General features: G+C 59.2%; 15 protein-coding genes and 1 pseudogene. 15 read left to right on the top strand and 1 reads right to left on the bottom strand.

The features are described 5' to 3' along the window. Positions 1-19: 19 nt before the first annotated feature. Positions 20-1,159, top strand: a complete 1,140-nt coding sequence (locus CFter6_RS12450) for an efflux RND transporter periplasmic adaptor subunit (RefSeq protein ID WP_082814734.1) — start codon at positions 20-22, stop codon at positions 1,157-1,159. Beyond that, a complete protein-coding gene (locus tag CFter6_RS12445; RefSeq protein ID WP_061540191.1) occupies positions 1,156-4,236 on the top strand; it encodes an efflux RND transporter permease subunit in 3,081 nt (1,026 codons plus the stop codon). The genes CFter6_RS12450 and CFter6_RS12445 overlap by 4 nt, the downstream gene beginning before the upstream one ends. Before the next feature lie 44 nt (positions 4,237-4,280). On the opposite strand, the gene CFter6_RS12440 is transcribed toward CFter6_RS12445, so the two are convergent. Continuing rightward, positions 4,281-5,009, bottom strand: coding sequence for a hypothetical protein (locus CFter6_RS12440; RefSeq protein ID WP_061540190.1), 729 nt, complete (start codon positions 5,007-5,009; stop codon positions 4,281-4,283). Positions 5,010-5,292: 283 nt separating this feature from the next. Between CFter6_RS12440 and CFter6_RS12435 the strand changes: the two genes are divergently transcribed. The 13 genes and pseudogenes from CFter6_RS12435 to CFter6_RS12375 all read left to right on the top strand — a co-directional run bounded on the left by CFter6_RS12435 (position 5,293) and on the right by CFter6_RS12375 (position 15,565). Further along, on the top strand, positions 5,293-6,012 hold the full coding sequence (locus CFter6_RS12435) for a substrate-binding domain-containing protein (RefSeq protein ID WP_236904248.1): 720 nt from the start codon (positions 5,293-5,295) through the stop codon (positions 6,010-6,012). A 47-nt stretch (positions 6,013-6,059) separates the two neighbouring features. Further along, on the top strand, positions 6,060-6,494 hold the full coding sequence (locus tag CFter6_RS12430) for a hypothetical protein (protein ID WP_061540188.1): 435 nt from the start codon (positions 6,060-6,062) through the stop codon (positions 6,492-6,494). Between the two features lie 424 nt (positions 6,495-6,918). Further along, positions 6,919-8,169 carry a glycosyl hydrolase family 18 protein gene (locus CFter6_RS12425; RefSeq protein ID WP_236904247.1) on the top strand — a complete coding sequence of 417 codons (1,251 nt, stop codon included), beginning with the start codon at positions 6,919-6,921 and terminating at the stop codon, positions 8,167-8,169. Positions 8,170-8,261: 92 nt separating this feature from the next. Continuing rightward, entirely contained in the window at positions 8,262-10,094 is a 1,833-nt protein-coding gene (locus CFter6_RS12420; RefSeq protein WP_167351381.1) for a carbohydrate-binding protein, read from the top strand. Between the two features lie 125 nt (positions 10,095-10,219). Then, positions 10,220-10,684 carry an RrF2 family transcriptional regulator gene (locus tag CFter6_RS12415; protein ID WP_061540186.1) on the top strand — a complete coding sequence of 155 codons (465 nt, stop codon included), beginning with the start codon at positions 10,220-10,222 and terminating at the stop codon, positions 10,682-10,684. Further along, positions 10,659-11,579 (top strand): NAD(P)/FAD-dependent oxidoreductase, encoded by a 921-nt coding sequence (locus tag CFter6_RS12410; RefSeq protein WP_061540185.1) that lies wholly within the window; start codon positions 10,659-10,661, stop codon positions 11,577-11,579. Before CFter6_RS12415 ends, CFter6_RS12410 begins: the two co-directional genes overlap by 26 nt. 293 nt (positions 11,580-11,872) lie before the next feature. Further along, positions 11,873-12,100 carry a hypothetical protein gene (locus CFter6_RS12405; RefSeq protein WP_061540184.1) on the top strand — a complete coding sequence of 76 codons (228 nt, stop codon included), beginning with the start codon at positions 11,873-11,875 and terminating at the stop codon, positions 12,098-12,100. Positions 12,101-12,117: 17 nt separating this feature from the next. Beyond that, positions 12,118-12,513 (top strand): RidA family protein, encoded by a 396-nt coding sequence (locus tag CFter6_RS12400; RefSeq protein ID WP_061540183.1) that lies wholly within the window; start codon positions 12,118-12,120, stop codon positions 12,511-12,513. 90 nt (positions 12,514-12,603) lie between these two features. Further along, positions 12,604-13,059: an NAD(+)--rifampin ADP-ribosyltransferase gene (gene arr, locus CFter6_RS12395; protein WP_061540182.1), complete on the top strand. Its 456-nt coding sequence runs from the start codon at positions 12,604-12,606 to the stop codon at positions 13,057-13,059. A gap of 72 nt (positions 13,060-13,131) precedes the next feature. Next, positions 13,132-13,661, top strand: a pseudogene (locus CFter6_RS26950) (lipocalin-like domain-containing protein). Between the two features lie 56 nt (positions 13,662-13,717). Beyond that, positions 13,718-14,230, top strand: a complete 513-nt coding sequence (locus CFter6_RS12385; RefSeq protein ID WP_061542343.1) for a GNAT family N-acetyltransferase — start codon at positions 13,718-13,720, stop codon at positions 14,228-14,230. Between the two features lie 142 nt (positions 14,231-14,372). Continuing rightward, on the top strand, positions 14,373-14,945 hold the full coding sequence (locus tag CFter6_RS12380; protein ID WP_061540181.1) for a TetR/AcrR family transcriptional regulator: 573 nt from the start codon (positions 14,373-14,375) through the stop codon (positions 14,943-14,945). 119 nt (positions 14,946-15,064) lie between these two features. Then, entirely contained in the window at positions 15,065-15,565 is a 501-nt protein-coding gene (locus CFter6_RS12375; protein WP_061540180.1) for a hypothetical protein, read from the top strand. Position 15,566: the final 1 nt, after the last annotated feature.

Below are 15,566 nucleotides of genomic sequence, written 5' to 3'. Positions count from 1 at the left end.
ACACCAGGAAACCTTGACCATGAATGCCTCCGAACCATTGGCCGTACTTGATAAAACCTCTGCCAAATCCACCCCGCGTCGCAAAAGCGTAGCCATCGCCATCGGCGTCGCCTTTGTCGCTGTAGCGGCCGGCGCCGGCATCACCATGATGGTGAAATCCGGGAAGGCCGAAGCCAAGCCGGTCCAGACCACGCCGGCGCTGACAGTGACGCTGGCCAGGCCGTCCCAGGCAAACTGGGCCGAGACGCTGAACGCATCCGGCGCCATTGCGCCTTGGCAGGAGGCAATCATAGGCAGCCAGATCGGCGGCTACCAGCTGGACCAGGTGCGCGTCAACGTCGGCGACCGGGTCAAGAAAGGCCAGGTCCTGGCGCGCCTCAATCCCGACCTGCTGCGTGCCGAAGAGGCACAGCTGGTAGCCGCTTACGAGCAGGCCGAAGCCAATGCCAAACGCGCGATCTCCTTGCAGGGCAGCGGCGGCATCAGCGACCAGGACGTGCTGCAGTCGACTACGCTGGCCAAGACGGCGCGCGCGCAGCTGGCGTTCAAGCAGCTGCAGCTGCGTTATACCGATGTGCTTGCGCCCGACGACGGCGTCATCAGCTCACGTTCCGCTACTCCCGGTTCCGTGGTCTCTACCGGGCAGGAACTGTTCAGGATGATATTAAAAGGTCGCCTGGAGTGGCGCGGCGAGGTGACAGCGGAGCAGCTGGCCCGGATTGCCGCCAGCCAGCAGGTGGCGCTGGCGCTGCCGGGCGGCGGCACGGCATCCGCCGTGGTGCGGCAAACCGCGCCGTCACTGGACAGCGGCTCGCGGCTTGGACTGGTGTACGCCGATATCGCCGACGGCCAGCCGGTGCGGGCCGGCATGTATGCAAACGGTTCGATCGCGCTCAGCCCGACCCAGGCGCTGGTAGTGCCGGCGCAGAGCATAGTGATTCGCGACGGCCATACTTATGTGCTCAAGTTCAGGGGCGACGGCAGCAATAAAGTGGAACGGCTGGCGGTCGTCACCGGGCGCCGGCAGGGAACCGACATTGAAATTGTCAAAGGCGTTGCGCAATCGGACCAGGTGGTAGTGCTCGGCGCCGGCTTCCTCAATGAAGGCGATACCGTGCGGGTTGCAAGCGCTGGGCCGGCAGCCAAGGAGGCCAAATGAATTTCGCCACGTGGTCCATCCGCAACCCGATCCCGGCGATCCTGCTGTTCGCCTTGCTGACTATCGCCGGCATCATGGGTTTCCACAAGTTGCCGATTCAAAACCTGCCGGATATCGACCTGCCCACCATCAATGTCACGCTGACGCAGCCGGGCGCGGCGCCGGCGCAGCTGGAAACCGAGGTGGCGCGCAAGGTGGAAGACGCCTTGGCGACCATGAGCGGGCTCAAGCACCTGCGCAGCTCGATCACCGACGGCCAGGTGCAGATCACGGTGGAATTCGTCCTTGAGAAAAATCTCTCGGACGCCCTGATCGACACCAAGAATGCAGTCGACAGCGTACGTTCGCAGTTGCCGACCGACCTGCAGCAGCCGACCGTCAGCGCCGTCACCGTCGGCGGCGATGCGGTGCTGGTGTACGCCATCGCCGCCGACATGGGTGAGGAGGCCCTGTCGTGGTTTGTTGACGATACGGTCGGCAAGGCGATTCTGGCAGTGCCGGGCATCGGCCGCATAGACCGGGTGGGCGGCCTGACGCGCCAGGTGCGTGTCGCCGTCGATCCGGTGCGCATGGCGGCGCAGGGCGTGACTGCGGTCGAGGTCTCGCAGGCGTTGCGCAACATGCAGCAGGAATCGTCCGGCGGGCGCGGCCAATTCGGCCAGGAAGAACAATCTGCGCGCGTGATCGCCACGGTGCACCAGGCCTCGGAGCTGGCCGCGTTCCCGATAACGCTGGCTAACGGCCGCAAGCTCAGGCTGGACCAGATCGCCACCATCAGCGACGCCAGCGCGGAGCGCGCCCAGATCGCACTATTGGACGGCAAGCCGGTGGTCGGCTTCAAGGTGTTCCGCGCCAAGGGTTACGACGAAACCGTGATAGCGAAAAACGTCGCCGCGGCGCTGGAAAAGCTGCAAGCCAGCAACCACACGTTGAAGTTCACGCGGATTTCGGGAACCGTCGGCTACACCAAGGAGCAGTATGAAGGCTCGATGGACATGCTGTACGAAGGCTCGATCCTGGCGGTGCTGGTGGTCTGGTGGTTCCTGCGCGACTGGCGTGCGACCCTGGTTGCGGCATCGGCGTTGCCGCTGTCGATCTTGCCAGCCTTCGCCGCCATGGCGTGGTTCGGTTTTTCCCTGAATACCCTGACCTTGCTGGCGCTGGCGGTGATCGTAGGCATCCTGGTGGACGATGCAATTGTCGAAATCGAGAATATCGAACGCCATGCGCATATGGGCAAGCCGATCCTGCAGGCGGCCGGCGATGCGGTCACGGAAATCGCGCTGGCCGTGATGGCCACGACCATGGCCCTGGTCGTGGTGTTCCTGCCGACGGCCATGATGAGTGGCATAGCGGGCCTGTTCTTCAAACAGTTCGGCTGGACCGCGGTGATCGCCGTCCTCACCTCGCTGCTGGTGGCGCGCATCCTGACGCCGATGATGGCTGCCTACCTGTTGAAGTCCAAGCCTGCGGTTGAGCAGCAGGATGGCAGCATCATGCGCTGGTACCTGCATGCGGTGCGCTGGTGCATGGCGCATCGCAAGACCACCATGCTGGCGGCGACGCTGTTTTTTGTCGGTTCGGTGGCGCTGATTCCATTCATCTCCACCGGTTTAATGCCGCCGGCCGACCGCGGGTATACGACAGTCAACGTCGAACTGCCGCCCGGCAGCTCATTGCAGAATACGCTGGCGGTAGCCGAGCGGGCGCGCACCGCGCTTGGCAGCGTGGGCGGCATCGATAACATCTTTACCACGGTAGGCGTGTCGCAGGTGGTCGGCGGCGGACAGCTGCAGGCTGGCGAAGTGCGCAACGGATCGCTGACGCTTTCCTTGTCCGATCGCGCCAAACGTCCGCGCCAGACGGAAATCGAGAAAGCCGTGCGGCGCGCCTTGCTGAATGTGCCAGGCGCCCGTTTCACGGTGGGTGCGGGCGGTCCTGGCGAGAAAATGCAGCTGATCCTTGCCGGCGACAATGAAAATGCGCTGAAGGCGACTGCCCAGGCGATGGAGCGGCAGTTGCGCGGCGTCGGCAGCTTGGCCAACATCAGTTCCACCGCCAGCCTGGAACGCCCGGAAATCATCGTGCGGCCCGACCTCCAGCGCGCCAGCGAACTGGGGGTGTCGACCGCCGCCATCGGCCAGGTGGTGAGGATCGCCACCGCCGGCGATTTTTCGGCAAACCTGGCCAAGCTGAACCTCGACAACCGGCAGGTGGATATCAATGTCAGCGTGCCGGATACTGACCGCCAGGACGTGACTACGTTTGCCAACCTGCATGTGCTTGGCCGCAACGGCCTGGTGCCGCTTTCTTCGGTGGCAAGTTTGTCGGTGGAGAGCGGGCCGTCGAAAATCGAACGCTACGACCGCCGGCGTTACGTCACGGTCAGCGCCGATCTCGGCGGCATGCCTCTGGGCGAAGCCCTGGCGGCGGCGAAAGCGCTGCCGGCGGTCAAGCAGATGCCGTCCAGCGTGCAGCTGATCCAGACCGGCGATGCGGAAATAGCGGCGGAACTGGGCGCCGGCTTCATGATGGCGATCGTCATCGGCGTGCTGTGCGTGTTTTGCGTGCTGGTGCTGCTGTTCCGCGATTTCCTGCAGCCGGTCACGATCCTGTCGGCGATCCCGCTGTCGCTGGGCGGCGCCTTCCTGGCGCTGCTGATGGCGCGCAGCGAACTGGATATCCCATCGATGATCGGCCTGGTCATGCTGATGGGAATCGTGACCAAGAATTCGATACTGCTGGTTGAATACGCCATCGTCGGCAAGCGCGACCGCGGCATGTCGGTGTTCGAGGCATTGATAGACGCCTGCCACAAACGGGCGCGGCCGATCGTGATGACTACCGTCGCCATGATCGCCGGCATGGCGCCGATCGCCCTCGGCTTCGGCGCCGACGCCAGCTTCCGGCAGCCGATGGCGGTGGCTGTCATCGGCGGCTTGCTGACCTCGACCGCGCTGAGCTTGCTGGTGGTGCCGGTGGTGTTTACCTACATCGACGAGTTCGAGCATTGGGCCAGAAGGCTGCTGACCTGCAACAGCGACGCCCGGCTCAAGGAAGCAGGCGCAAATACCTGACCACGGCCAGCGTCGCCCAAGCGAATCGGATCAGGCCGTAGCTGCTACGGCTTGAATCTGAGGCCGCCGCCAGGTGTGGTAACGATGACCCTGCCTGGCAAATGGGGAGTCCGGCTTGAGCGGCCTTCGCGATAGGTATCCGTGGTTACCGGCATCGGCGGCGGGTTTGCCGATTGCCGTTGCTGTTCATCTGCATATCGCTGGTTGCGCAGCGATTCGCCTAGCGCGGAAGCGGGCGAATGGCGGCTTCTAAAAGGAGGCGGGATATTCGCACCGTGCAAATTGCCCCGCTGTTCGCCTGGATTTTGCCGGACTGCCGGCGTCATGCCATGCCGGGAAAAATCGCAAAAGCCTGTGCCTTTATGCATGGATGAATACGGAGTCCGCAACGGTTCGCTGGGCCCGCCGCTGAATTTCAAGCCATCCGGCGTCACGCCGATTCTGAAGCCGACGCTGTTCTCGCTATAACTTGGCATGTTGCGACAGTCGTCGCTCTCGTCCCGCAGAAAAATCCTGGTTTTGGCAGCATCCGGCGCAGCCTTTCTGATTCGCGACGATAATAGTCTCTCGCGATCGGCTGGCGGCAAGGCGTCGAAAGCGCGCCTTGCCTTGGAGCGGCCGAGGCTGTCGAAAGCATTCTTGGCTTTGAGGCGGTTTTCAGCGCCAGAAAATTCGGGATCGACGTCGACAGCCGATGCGGGTGCAGGTCCGGCAAGCAAGCCTGCGACGATAATGGAGCTTGAACGAAACAGGCGGGGCAAGCGTTTTCTCATAGGATTTCCTTAAAGCAGTGAGATGTTGGCTGGCGTACGGCTGGCAAAACTTATCTGGAGCGATCGTTGCGGCTGAACATCTTGTAGAGACGTCTGGCGTGCATCGATGCGAAGGATATCCGCGGTGCGGATAAAAATTTACAAGCTGGTTTACGGGTAAATCAGCGAGGCTGAATTCTCGCTGTCATTATATTACAGACAATAATTGTTATCAATTGTGAAAAACAATTTCAGCAGAATAAGAAAATGGATCGCTTCCAGTTTGACTGCGGCGGCGATCCTGTTGCCGCTTTCAGCGCCGGCTGCTGACCTGACCGTGCTTACCGCCGGCGCCTACAAACAAGTCGTGATGGCCATGGCGCCGCAGTTCGAGGCCAGCACTGGCAACAAGATCATCCTGCAGAACGACACCGCCGGCGGCATTGCCAAACGCATTGAAGGCGGCGCCGGGTTCGACGTGGTGATCATGACGCCGGACCTGATCGCGCAACTGGTCGCCAGGCAGAAAGCGAATGCCGCCAGCGTGGTGAACCTGGCGCGGGTCGGCATTGGCGCCATGGTGCTGGCCGGCGCACCGAAGCCGGACATCAGTACCGTGGAGCGTTTCAAGCAAGCCCTGCTCAATGCCAGGTCGGTTGCCTATATCGATCCTGCGGCGGGCGGATCCAGCGGGATCTACCTGGCGCAGCTGTTCCGGCAATGGGGAATTGCCGATGAAATCGAGCGCAAGGCGGTGAAAGTGCAGGGCGGTTACGTCGGCGATCATCTGCTGGACAATGAAGCAACGCTCGGTTTCCAGCAGATCAGCGAAATCCTGGCGGTCAAAGGCGTAACACTGATTGGCCCATTGCCTGCCGAGATCCAGAATTTCACCGTCTACACCGCAGCCATCGGCGCCGCCAGCAAGGAACAGGCAGCGGCACAGGCGCTCCTGCATTTGCTGGCAAGCCCCGAAACGGCGCGGGTGCTGCAGGAAAAAGGGATGGAAGCGGTCAAGCCTTAGAATAAACCGATTGCAGTTAGATTGCAGTTAAGCACAAGGAAAACGTCATGCAAGGAAAATTCAAATCGTTGTTGATGTCCGCACTGCTGGCATCTGTCGCTTTCCATGGCGGCGCCAAAGCGCAATCGGTGGCGGCCCCCGCTGCCGGCAATGCGGTCGCCACGCCGGACAATGCGCTGTTGCTGACCGTGTTCCTGAAGCACGACCAGTCGCGCCCGCTGGGCGAGTTGAACGCGCAGCTTGCCAAGCAGGGGTTTTACAAGGCATTCCCGCCAGCCGGAGTAGAGGTAGTGAGCTGGTATGTAACGATGGGCATCGGGCAAGTCATCACACTGCGCTTGCCGGCCTCGCGCCTGCGCGAGGTCAACCGCGTGCTCGAAGACACAGCTTGGGGCAGCTACAGGACGGAGTTCTATCCTTCTTATGACTATAAGGCGGTAGCGCTGGCTGAGCATAACAAAGCACAGCAGGCCGCACAGTAATTCTTCGAATCGTACGCAGCGGCGCATTCCTTGCGCCGCCGTTTCGAATCCTCTTCCGAATCCTCCCCGGTTTCAATCGTATTCCTTCTTTTTTACTAAATTCCCGCCAGGAAAACAGCAAGTCCACTTGTAAAAACAACAGGTCCGATGACTTGCGGTAAAGCCAATGTAAACAACAGCCTGCAGCTGCATTCATTGCGCCGCAATATAGCCGGTGGGGCAATCTGGCAATACCACTCAGATACAGGTTGACAGTGGTTTTTGTGACCCTTACAGTCATCAGACAACATGTTTCCATGCGGAAATATCGAGGATAGATCGCAAGGGCGCGACAAAAAACGGGGCCGGCAATTTGCCGCAGCGATATGGCACCCGGAGCGCGCTCACATCAGGCAAGCCATTTCAATCTATCCAGGAGAATCAAGTGAAATCGAAAATGATAAAAGGACTCGCCATCAGTCTGTCGTGTTTGGCGTTTTCGGCGCATGGCGCCGGACTGCAGGGAACAGCGGAAACGGCGATCAGCCAGGCCGCCGCAACTCCCGCTGCAACTTGCCAGTACAGCACCTGGACCGCCGGCATCAATTATGCGGTCGGCAGCGTGGTGCAATATCCGGCCAACGGTTCTTTCTACAAAGAGGTCAATGCCGGCAGCAACGGCAGCGATGGCACCGATCCGACCATCAGCACCTGGTACTGGCAGCCCACCAGCTGCAGCGGCCCGGCCACGCCGCCGCCGACCGGATTCATCTACAGCCCTTATTTTTACTCCGGCGACTATGACGGCGACCAGCTCAACACTACCGTCACCGGCAGCTCGCAAATCCTGCTGAAGGTAATGCCGGCCAAGCTGCAGGCAGTGACCTGGGCCTTCGCCACCGGCAACTGCGGCAGCGAAAACTGGAGCGGCGTATCTGCCGCGGCCTTTGCCAAGGCGAACGTGGCCAGCTTCGTCAACGCGGGCAAGAAGTACATCGTGGCGACCGGCGGCGGCGGTGGCAGCTTTACCTGCACTTCGGACGCCAATTTCGCCAAATTCATCAAGACTTACTACAGCGCGAACCTGCTGGGCATCGATTTCGACATAGAAAGCAGCCAGACCCAGAGCGACATCAACAACCTGGTGGCGCGGGTGTCGGCGGCGCAGGCGGCATATCCGAACCTGCGTTACAGCTTTACGCTGGCGACCGACGGCGGCAACGAAAGCCAGAGCCTGGGCGGCACCGGGGTGAAGGTGATGACGGCGATCCAGAATTACGGATTGAAAAACTACACGATCAACCTGATGACCATGGATTTTGCCGAATCGGGCCAGGAAAACGCGGCGCTGTGCACGCTGAACAGCAGCGGCAAATGCGACATGGGCAAGTCGACCGTCGCTGCCGCCGAAAGTCTGCACAACCACTGGAAGGTGCCGTACAGCCAGATCGAGGTGACGCCGATGATAGGCGGCAACGACAGCACCGCCGAGACGTTCACCCTGGCCGATGCGGTCACGGTGTCGAACTATGCCTTGTCCAAGAAGCTGGCCGGCGTCCATTTCTGGGCCTTCTCGCGCGACCGCGATTGCGCTCCGCCGAGTTCGGACAACCACTCGTCCGGTACCTGCAATGACTATGGCAAGGCCGGCACGCTGGGTTATACCAACAAGTTCATTTCAGCTCTCGGACTATAAAAAGCACTTCGCAACCCAGGCCGTCGAGCGCCGCAGCACGGCGGCCTGCTTATCTGCGACAAACAATGGTCCAACACATATTGGAAAGCATTTTGAAAACTCCCGCCATCAGATATTTATTAAGAAGCGCCACGCCCGTCTTCATCGGCATGTGCATCCTGAGCAGCTGCAGCGACGGCGGAAGCTCCGATGCGATATCGGCCGGCGCCAGCGCGAAGCTGGCTGCCAGCGCCGGCTCCCCTTATGGCGGCAAGGCATGGCCGCTGCCGGGAACCATCCAGGCGGAAGACTTTGACACCGGCGGCCAGGATGTCGGCTACTTCAATTCAGCCAATGCCAACCAGGGCGGCCAGTATCGCAAAACGGAAGGCATCGGGATCGAAGCGACCAGCGATACCGGCGCCGGTTACGACGTCGGCTGGACCACCGCCGGCGAATGGCTCAACTACACGGTCAATGTCGCGGCTGCCGGCAGCTATGCGGCGCAAATCCGGGTCGCCAGCCAGGGGCAGGGCGGCACTTTCCATTTCAATGTAGATGGCGTCAGCGCCACGCCGCAGCTGACGATTCCGAATACCCAAGGCTGGCAGAACTGGCAAACGGTTTCCACCAATATCACTCTGAGCGCAGGGCAGCACGTGATCCAGCTGCACCTGGACAGCGTAGTCAACGGCGGCCTGGTTGGCAACTTCAATTGGTTCAGCATCGGCATCGCTACGCCAGTGGTCGACGCCAGCACCATAGACGGCAGGCACATGTTCGGCTACCAGGGCTGGTTTGCCTGCAACGGCGACGGCTCGCCTCTGAGCGCCGCCGGCAACGGCTGGCGGCACTGGGCGCCAAGCGCGACGCCGAACCCGCAAAACGTCAGTGTCGACATGTGGCCCGACATGCGCGACGTACCGGCCGGCGAGCGTTGCAATACGGCGTTTGTCATGCCCGACGGCTCACCCGCAACGCTCTACAGCGCCTGGAACCGCAGCACGGTCAACCGCCATTTCGAATGGATGAAGGCTTATGGCCTGGACGGCGTTTTCCTGCAGGAATTCGTGGGTGAACTGGAACCTGGCTCGGCCAACCGCCGTTTCCGCGATGGCGTGACGGCCAACGTGCGCGCCGGGGCAGAAGCAAACGGTCGGGTCTGGGCGGTGATGTACGATATCTCGGGAGAGAAATCGGAGAATATCATTCCGCGCATCAAGGACCACTGGGCGGCACTGGCGGCGGACGGCTCATTGGCGTCTAGCCGCTACCTGCACCAGGGCGGACGTCCGGTCATCTCGATCTGGGGCATGGGATTCACCGGCCACAACGCCACACCGGCCCAGGCGAACGAATTGATCGACTGGTTCACGAAAAACGCGCCCGACAACCAGCGTGCCTTCGTGATCGGCGGCGTGCCTTCACGTTGGCGCACGATGGGCGACGACTCGCTCCAGGATCCCGCATGGGCGGATGTTTATCGCCGCTTCGATGTCATCAGTCCGTGGACCGTCGGCCGGTATGGCGATGAAGCCGGAGCGCAAGCCTGGCGGCGCGACGTTATCGCACCGGACCTGGCCGAAGCCAAGCGGGTAGGGCGGCGCTACATGCCGGTCATGTTCCCGGGCGGACGCAACTTGCCGCGCAAGGGCGGCCGTTTCTGGTGGACCCAGTTCTACGAGTTCAAATCGGCCGGCAACAATATCTTCTACACCGCCATGTTCGATGAAGTGGACGAGGGTACGGCGATGTACAAGGTTGCCCCCAACAAGTCGCTGATCCCGACCGAGCCGCCGGCATCGGCCAACCGTCCGCCCTTCATCACGCTGGACGCGGATGGAGAAAGCCTGTCCAGCGACTTTTACCTGCGGCTTGCGCGGGAAGCCAACCGCGTTTTAAGCGGCGATCGTACGCTGGAGCCGACACGGCCAATCTCGCAATAGCTGTCATGAGATCGTAGCGACAAGAAGCGCAGGATGTTTCATTGCCAAAAGCAGCGAAACATCCTGGCGACTTCTTTTTTGAATCATGCCTGCGCAAACTCCAATTATGTACTATCATTAGTTACATGAGAAGAGACAGCAAACTTTCATCGATCCTCCACGTGCTGCTGCATATGGCGCACGGCGAGCGTCCATTCACCTCCGAAGAATTGTCGGCCTACCTCGGCACCAACCCGGTGCTGGTGCGGCGCGTGCTGGCCGGCCTGCGTGAACGCGGCTATGTCGGCTCCGGCAAGGGCCACGGCGGCGGCTGGACCATCACCTGCGACCTGCGCAAAGTGACCTTGCACGACATCTACGAAGCCGTCGGCGCGCCTACCGTTTTCGCAATGGGGCACCGTGCCGATCATCCGGACTGCCTGGTGGAAAAGGTAGTTAACCAGTCGTTGTCGAATGCTTTTGACGCGGCCGAAGCCTTGCTGATCGAGCATTTCAAGGACGTCACGCTGGCCGACCTGTCAGAGCGCTTCAACGTCCAATACACGAAACACAAGGAAGAAAACTATGCCCACCCAGCGCCCAAAAAATGAGTTCGACGCCGTCGTCGTCGGCGGCAGCTACGCCGGCCTGTCGGCAGCGCTGCAGCTGGCGCGGGCGCGCCGCCGCGTGCTGGTGCTGGACGCTGGCCAGCGCCGCAACCGCTTTACCAGCCATTCGCACGGCTTCCTGACGCAAGACGGCCGCGACGCCGCCGCCATTGTCGCCAAGGGCCGCGCCCAGCTGCTGGCGTATTCCACCGTCACCTGGCAGGATGGCAGCGCGGTGGCAGCTGCTGCCAATGACGGCGGCTTCCGCGTGACGCTGGATAGCGGCGAACTGCTGCAGGCGCGCCGGCTGGTGCTGGCGACTGGCGTGGTGGACGAGTTGCCGCAGCTTGAAGGACTGGCTGAACGCTGGGGCCGCAGCGTGTTCAGCTGTCCGTACTGTGACGGTTACGAACTCGACCAAGGCAGCATCGGCGTGCTGGCTACCGGGCCTTTGTCCATACACCAGGCTTTGATGCTGCCCGACTGGGGCAAGACCACGCTGTTTCTCAACGGCGCTTTCGAGCCGGATGATGAACAGCTGTCCAGCCTGGTTCAGCGCGGCGTGACGATTGAGCGCACGCCGGTGGCGCGCATTGCGGGCAAGGCCGATGTCGTACTGAGCGACGGCCGCATCCAGTCGATGGCAGGGCTGTTCGTGATGAGTCGCACCCACGCCGCCAGTCCGCTGGCCGAGCAGCTGGGCTGCGCGTTCGACGAGGGGATGACGGGCATGTTCATCCGCACCGACATGCAGAAGGCCAGCACCGTGGCCGGCGTCTATTGCTGCGGCGACGCCGCGCGCATGGCTCCCGGCGTGGCGCACGCGGTTGCCGACGGCGTCATGGCGGGCGTGGCGGCGCACCGGTCGCTGATCTTTGGTGCGGTTGCTGCCGTTTAGCGCTTGGCATACCTGGCCATACCCGGCTGATAAAAATCAACACACGTACTCGAATATATTGAGCGTGCGCGATATCGTGGAGAAAATGGAACATCTGTCTGGAACATTTGACTACCCACCGAAGCCGAATGGGGTCTGACGCCGAACGAGGCTGCCTTGCCACCAACCGCCGCCGCAGCCATCCGACGTTTGCCATCGACGATCTTGGCTTTCTGGTTGCCAGGAATTTATAGCACGGTTTTCTCTGTGCTTCTGGCATAATTGCTTATCGTCAACTTCAAGGCGAACAAATCATGGCCCAGAGCAGGCAAGAGGCAGCCGGCAGCTTAGATCACATGCTGCTAGCCAATGTCCTTTCGATCTTGGAACGTCAGGTGGGAACCGGGGAGCTTTCCTTTCGTGCGGCCTACGATATTTACGTGGCGATTGCGAAGGACCTGCGTGTTGCCTTGTCGATCAAGGAACTTGAGGACACCGGTCACCGGCTTGAAGCAGCCGAATTGAAGATGCCTGACATGTAACCCGAGGAAATTCGCCCATGACATTCCGCGCAGTCAATCCGCCTGGACCCACCATCCCGGGAATTTCGCAAGCGACGATTATCGAAAGCGGCAAACTGCTGCTGCTTTCCGGCCACGTGCCATTCCGGCCCGACGGCTCAGTCGCGGGACCGGGACTCGAGATCCAGCTTGAGCAGGTTTTTTCCAATCTTGAGGCGACACTGAGAGCCGCCGGCAGCAGTTTTGGCAATGTGGCGCGGTTGACGATCTACGTCTGCGATTTCCATCCCGGATTACTGCCGCTCATACGCTCCGTGCGCGACCGCTTCGTCGATACGGCGCATCCGCCGGCCAGTTCGCTGATCGGCGTGGCGGCATTGTTCCATCCTGATGTGCTGGTCGAGATTGATGCGATTGCTACAGTCTCTGCATGATTGATATTGAGAGCTGTTCACCAAGGCAATATAGCCAGCGCTGGAGGGGCAGGTTACCCGCCAAAAATAAAACTATCAGGAGATGTGCATATGAGCAATTTAGAGTGGAACCCGGTCACGCATGAGAGCTGTAACAACGTGAAAGGGCCTTTTTACCATGGCACTAAATACCGTCTCGAAATAGGTGACCTGTTAGTGCCAGGTTTCGCATCCAACTTCGAGGAAGGCCGGGTTTCAAACAACGTTTATTTCACTGCCCTCTTAGAGCCGGCTGTCTGGGGTGCGGAATTGTCCACCTCGCTTACCGGAGCGGAAGGCCGTGGTTACATCTACATCGTCGAACCCACAGGCACCTTTGAGGATGACCCAAACCTGACAAATAAGCGATTTTCCGGCAACCCTACACAATCCTACCGCACACGTGATCCCGTGAGAATCGTCGGTGAGGTGAATGATTGGACGGGACACCCACCGGAAGTGCTTCAGCAGATGCTCGACGGTCTCAAAGAAAAAATGCATAAAGGCTTAGCCGCGATAGAAGACTAGCGGATTCCAGTGTGCAATCCAAATCACTAGGCCCAAAATTGCTTGCCGTCGGCAATCGGCCATTAGCGCTCCATGGCGCATCCCGCGAATTTGACGGTGTTATTGCAATTTGTGCATGGCAACTTACCCAACACTCGACAGCTGGGTACATTTAGGCGAATTACGACAGGAGGGAATATGTCTGAACGCGACGCTAAGCTCCACGGCAGCTGGCGGCTGGTTTCTTTTGATACTGAGCTTCAGGATTCAAAGGAGCGCAGTCAACCGTGGGGCAGCAACCCAATGGGTACCTTATTTTCGGCTCTGACGGACGAATGATGGTACTAGTTACCGCAATGGCGCGGGAGCCAGGGGATACAGATGAGAAACTGGTGGCACTTTTCCGTACTGCGATAGCCTATACCGGACGGTATCGAATAGATGGGGATAGGTTCATCACAAAGGTTGACTCATCTTGGAATGAAGCCTGGAACGGCAGCGAGCAGGAACGATTCTACAAGCTTGATGGAGACAGGCTCGACGTCTTTACGGCCTGGATGCCGAACCCGTTAATACCAGGAAATCCAACAGGAAGGGCTGTTCTCAGTTTTAGACGCGAGTAATTTTCCCTGCGCTGAGTTCGCAACTAGTCGCAAGTCCTCGCTCAATGCAGAAAATCATGACTATTCTTGAAACAAAGCGGCTGAAATTGATTCCGCTTTCTGACGAACACCTAGCCGGTCTGGCGGCGATTAATAGTGATCCAGAGGTCATGACTTACATCGGCAACGGCACCCCAATGTCTGAGGCTGAAAGCCAGGCGATGATCGATCGCGTAAAACCGAGATGGACCTCGCACGGATTCTCATGGTGGGGTGTTTTCCGTAAAGACGACAATCTGATGATTGGTGCTGCGACATTGCAACCATTGGCTGCTCAGGCAGGTGCTGTCCCGGAAATCGGTTGGCGCTTAAGGCGAGACTGCTGGGGGAAGGGCTATGCGACTGAAGCTGCTGAACGGATCGTTTTGTTCGCAAAAGAACTAGGCATTCCAGAAGTGGTGGCCGTGGCAAATCCCGGCAATATTGCCTCCATTGCGGTGATGAAGCGGCTTGGCATGCAGTATCGCGGCATCGAAACCCATTACAACGCTCCATGCGCAGTCTACCAGGCAATTCTAAGTGTCAAATGACTGACTATCCGCAAAGGTCGAAATCACCTGTCGCCACGGCCCAAAACGGCTAGGGCAGTCATTTCCATCCGAGCTATTATCTAAATAATAACAGTATTTCAAGGGTCTTGACATGCTACCTACTAGTATGTAGAGTACGGGCATGAAACCTAACAACACATTCGACGAAATCATAAATTGCGCTCGTTCGCTGATAATTTCCGGTGGCTATAACGGCTTCAGCTATGCCGACATTTCCAAAGTGGTTGGGGTACGCAATGCGACCATTCATCACCACTTTCCAACCAAAGCCAATCTGGTTCAGGTACTTATTGTTAACTATCGAGGCGAAGTTCAGCTGGGCATAACCGAATTGGAGCGTAACGTCCCTGAACCGGTTGAGCAGCTTCGTGCATACATTCATTATTGGGAATCCTGCATTACTGACGCTACAGCCCCGTTCTGCGTGTGCGCGTTGCTCGCAACGCAATTACCGGTTCTTCCCGAAGAAGTTGCGTTCGAAGTACGAGCCCATTTTCGGACCCTGTCGGCCTGGCTGGCTTCTGTCCTGGAACGTGGCGCAGCACAGGGCAGCATTCGACTGGCAACGTCAGCCAAAATCGAGGCCGAAAGTTTCATGGCCACGGTCCATGGCGCCATGCTCTCAGCACGTGCTTACGGCGACGCCAAGATATTCGGCGTAATAACCGGTTCATTGCTGAAGCGTCTCCTGTAAATCTGCAGCCATAAATAGAGCTCAGTTTCACCTATATACCTACCAACTAGTAGGGATATTTTTGAGTAGTTTTGATTCATTTAGCAGCATCATTTTGTCAATATACGAAAGGAATCATCATGTTCGGGATAACGCCCCTAGGCTGGTTACATACAATTGGCAGTCTGCCTGCCATACCTTTGGCCATATATTTGTTTGCACGGTATGGCCGGATTGCGCCTCGCAGTGCTCCGGGCATGGTGTACTTCATTTCGATGCTGATAGGCGCAACTACGGTATTTCTTGTTGCGCATCAGCCAGTGAGCTATGGCATTGCCATTGCCACGATTCTGCTTTTGGTGACCGGTTACGGAATAGCGCACATTGCTTCCGTTGGGCGAGCTGCCATTTACATCGAAACCATTAGCCTCAGCCTTACTGCATTCTTGTTGATGGTTCCCACCGTAACCGAGACGCTGCGCCGCGTTCCGGATGGCCATCCATTCGTAACCGACCTGAAGTCTCCGCTTCTCCTTGGATTCCAGGGTAGTCTCCTCGTCATTCTTGTCATCGGGGTGACTGCTCAAATAATATTCCTGCGCAAAAAGGGAAGATCGATAGAGTTTAAGCCGCAAGGGTGAC

It is taken from the genome of Collimonas fungivorans (assembly GCF_001584145.1).
GTDB lineage: Bacteria > Pseudomonadota > Gammaproteobacteria > Burkholderiales > Burkholderiaceae_D > Collimonas > Collimonas fungivorans.
The sequence above is the reverse complement of the archived record's forward strand: the minus strand, read 5'-3'. Positions and strand labels throughout refer to the sequence as shown.

Coding starts and splice junctions, on each gene's coding strand:
- CFter6_RS12415 (WP_061540186.1), top strand. CDS start 10,220: ATGAGAAGAGACAGCAAACTTTCATCGATCCTCCACGTGCTGCTGCAT.
- CFter6_RS12440 (WP_061540190.1), bottom strand. CDS start 5,009: ATGAGAAAACGCTTGCCCCGCCTGTTTCGTTCAAGCTCCATTATCGTC.
- CFter6_RS12445 (WP_061540191.1), top strand. CDS start 1,156: ATGAATTTCGCCACGTGGTCCATCCGCAACCCGATCCCGGCGATCCTG.
- CFter6_RS12430 (WP_061540188.1), top strand. CDS start 6,060: ATGCAAGGAAAATTCAAATCGTTGTTGATGTCCGCACTGCTGGCATCT.
- CFter6_RS12385 (WP_061542343.1), top strand. CDS start 13,718: ATGACTATTCTTGAAACAAAGCGGCTGAAATTGATTCCGCTTTCTGAC.
- CFter6_RS12410 (WP_061540185.1), top strand. CDS start 10,659: ATGCCCACCCAGCGCCCAAAAAATGAGTTCGACGCCGTCGTCGTCGGC.
- CFter6_RS12375 (WP_061540180.1), top strand. CDS start 15,065: ATGTTCGGGATAACGCCCCTAGGCTGGTTACATACAATTGGCAGTCTG.
- CFter6_RS12405 (WP_061540184.1), top strand. CDS start 11,873: ATGGCCCAGAGCAGGCAAGAGGCAGCCGGCAGCTTAGATCACATGCTG.
- CFter6_RS12400 (WP_061540183.1), top strand. CDS start 12,118: ATGACATTCCGCGCAGTCAATCCGCCTGGACCCACCATCCCGGGAATT.
- CFter6_RS12380 (WP_061540181.1), top strand. CDS start 14,373: ATGAAACCTAACAACACATTCGACGAAATCATAAATTGCGCTCGTTCG.
- arr (WP_061540182.1), top strand. CDS start 12,604: ATGAGCAATTTAGAGTGGAACCCGGTCACGCATGAGAGCTGTAACAAC.
- CFter6_RS12450 (WP_082814734.1), top strand. CDS start 20: ATGAATGCCTCCGAACCATTGGCCGTACTTGATAAAACCTCTGCCAAA.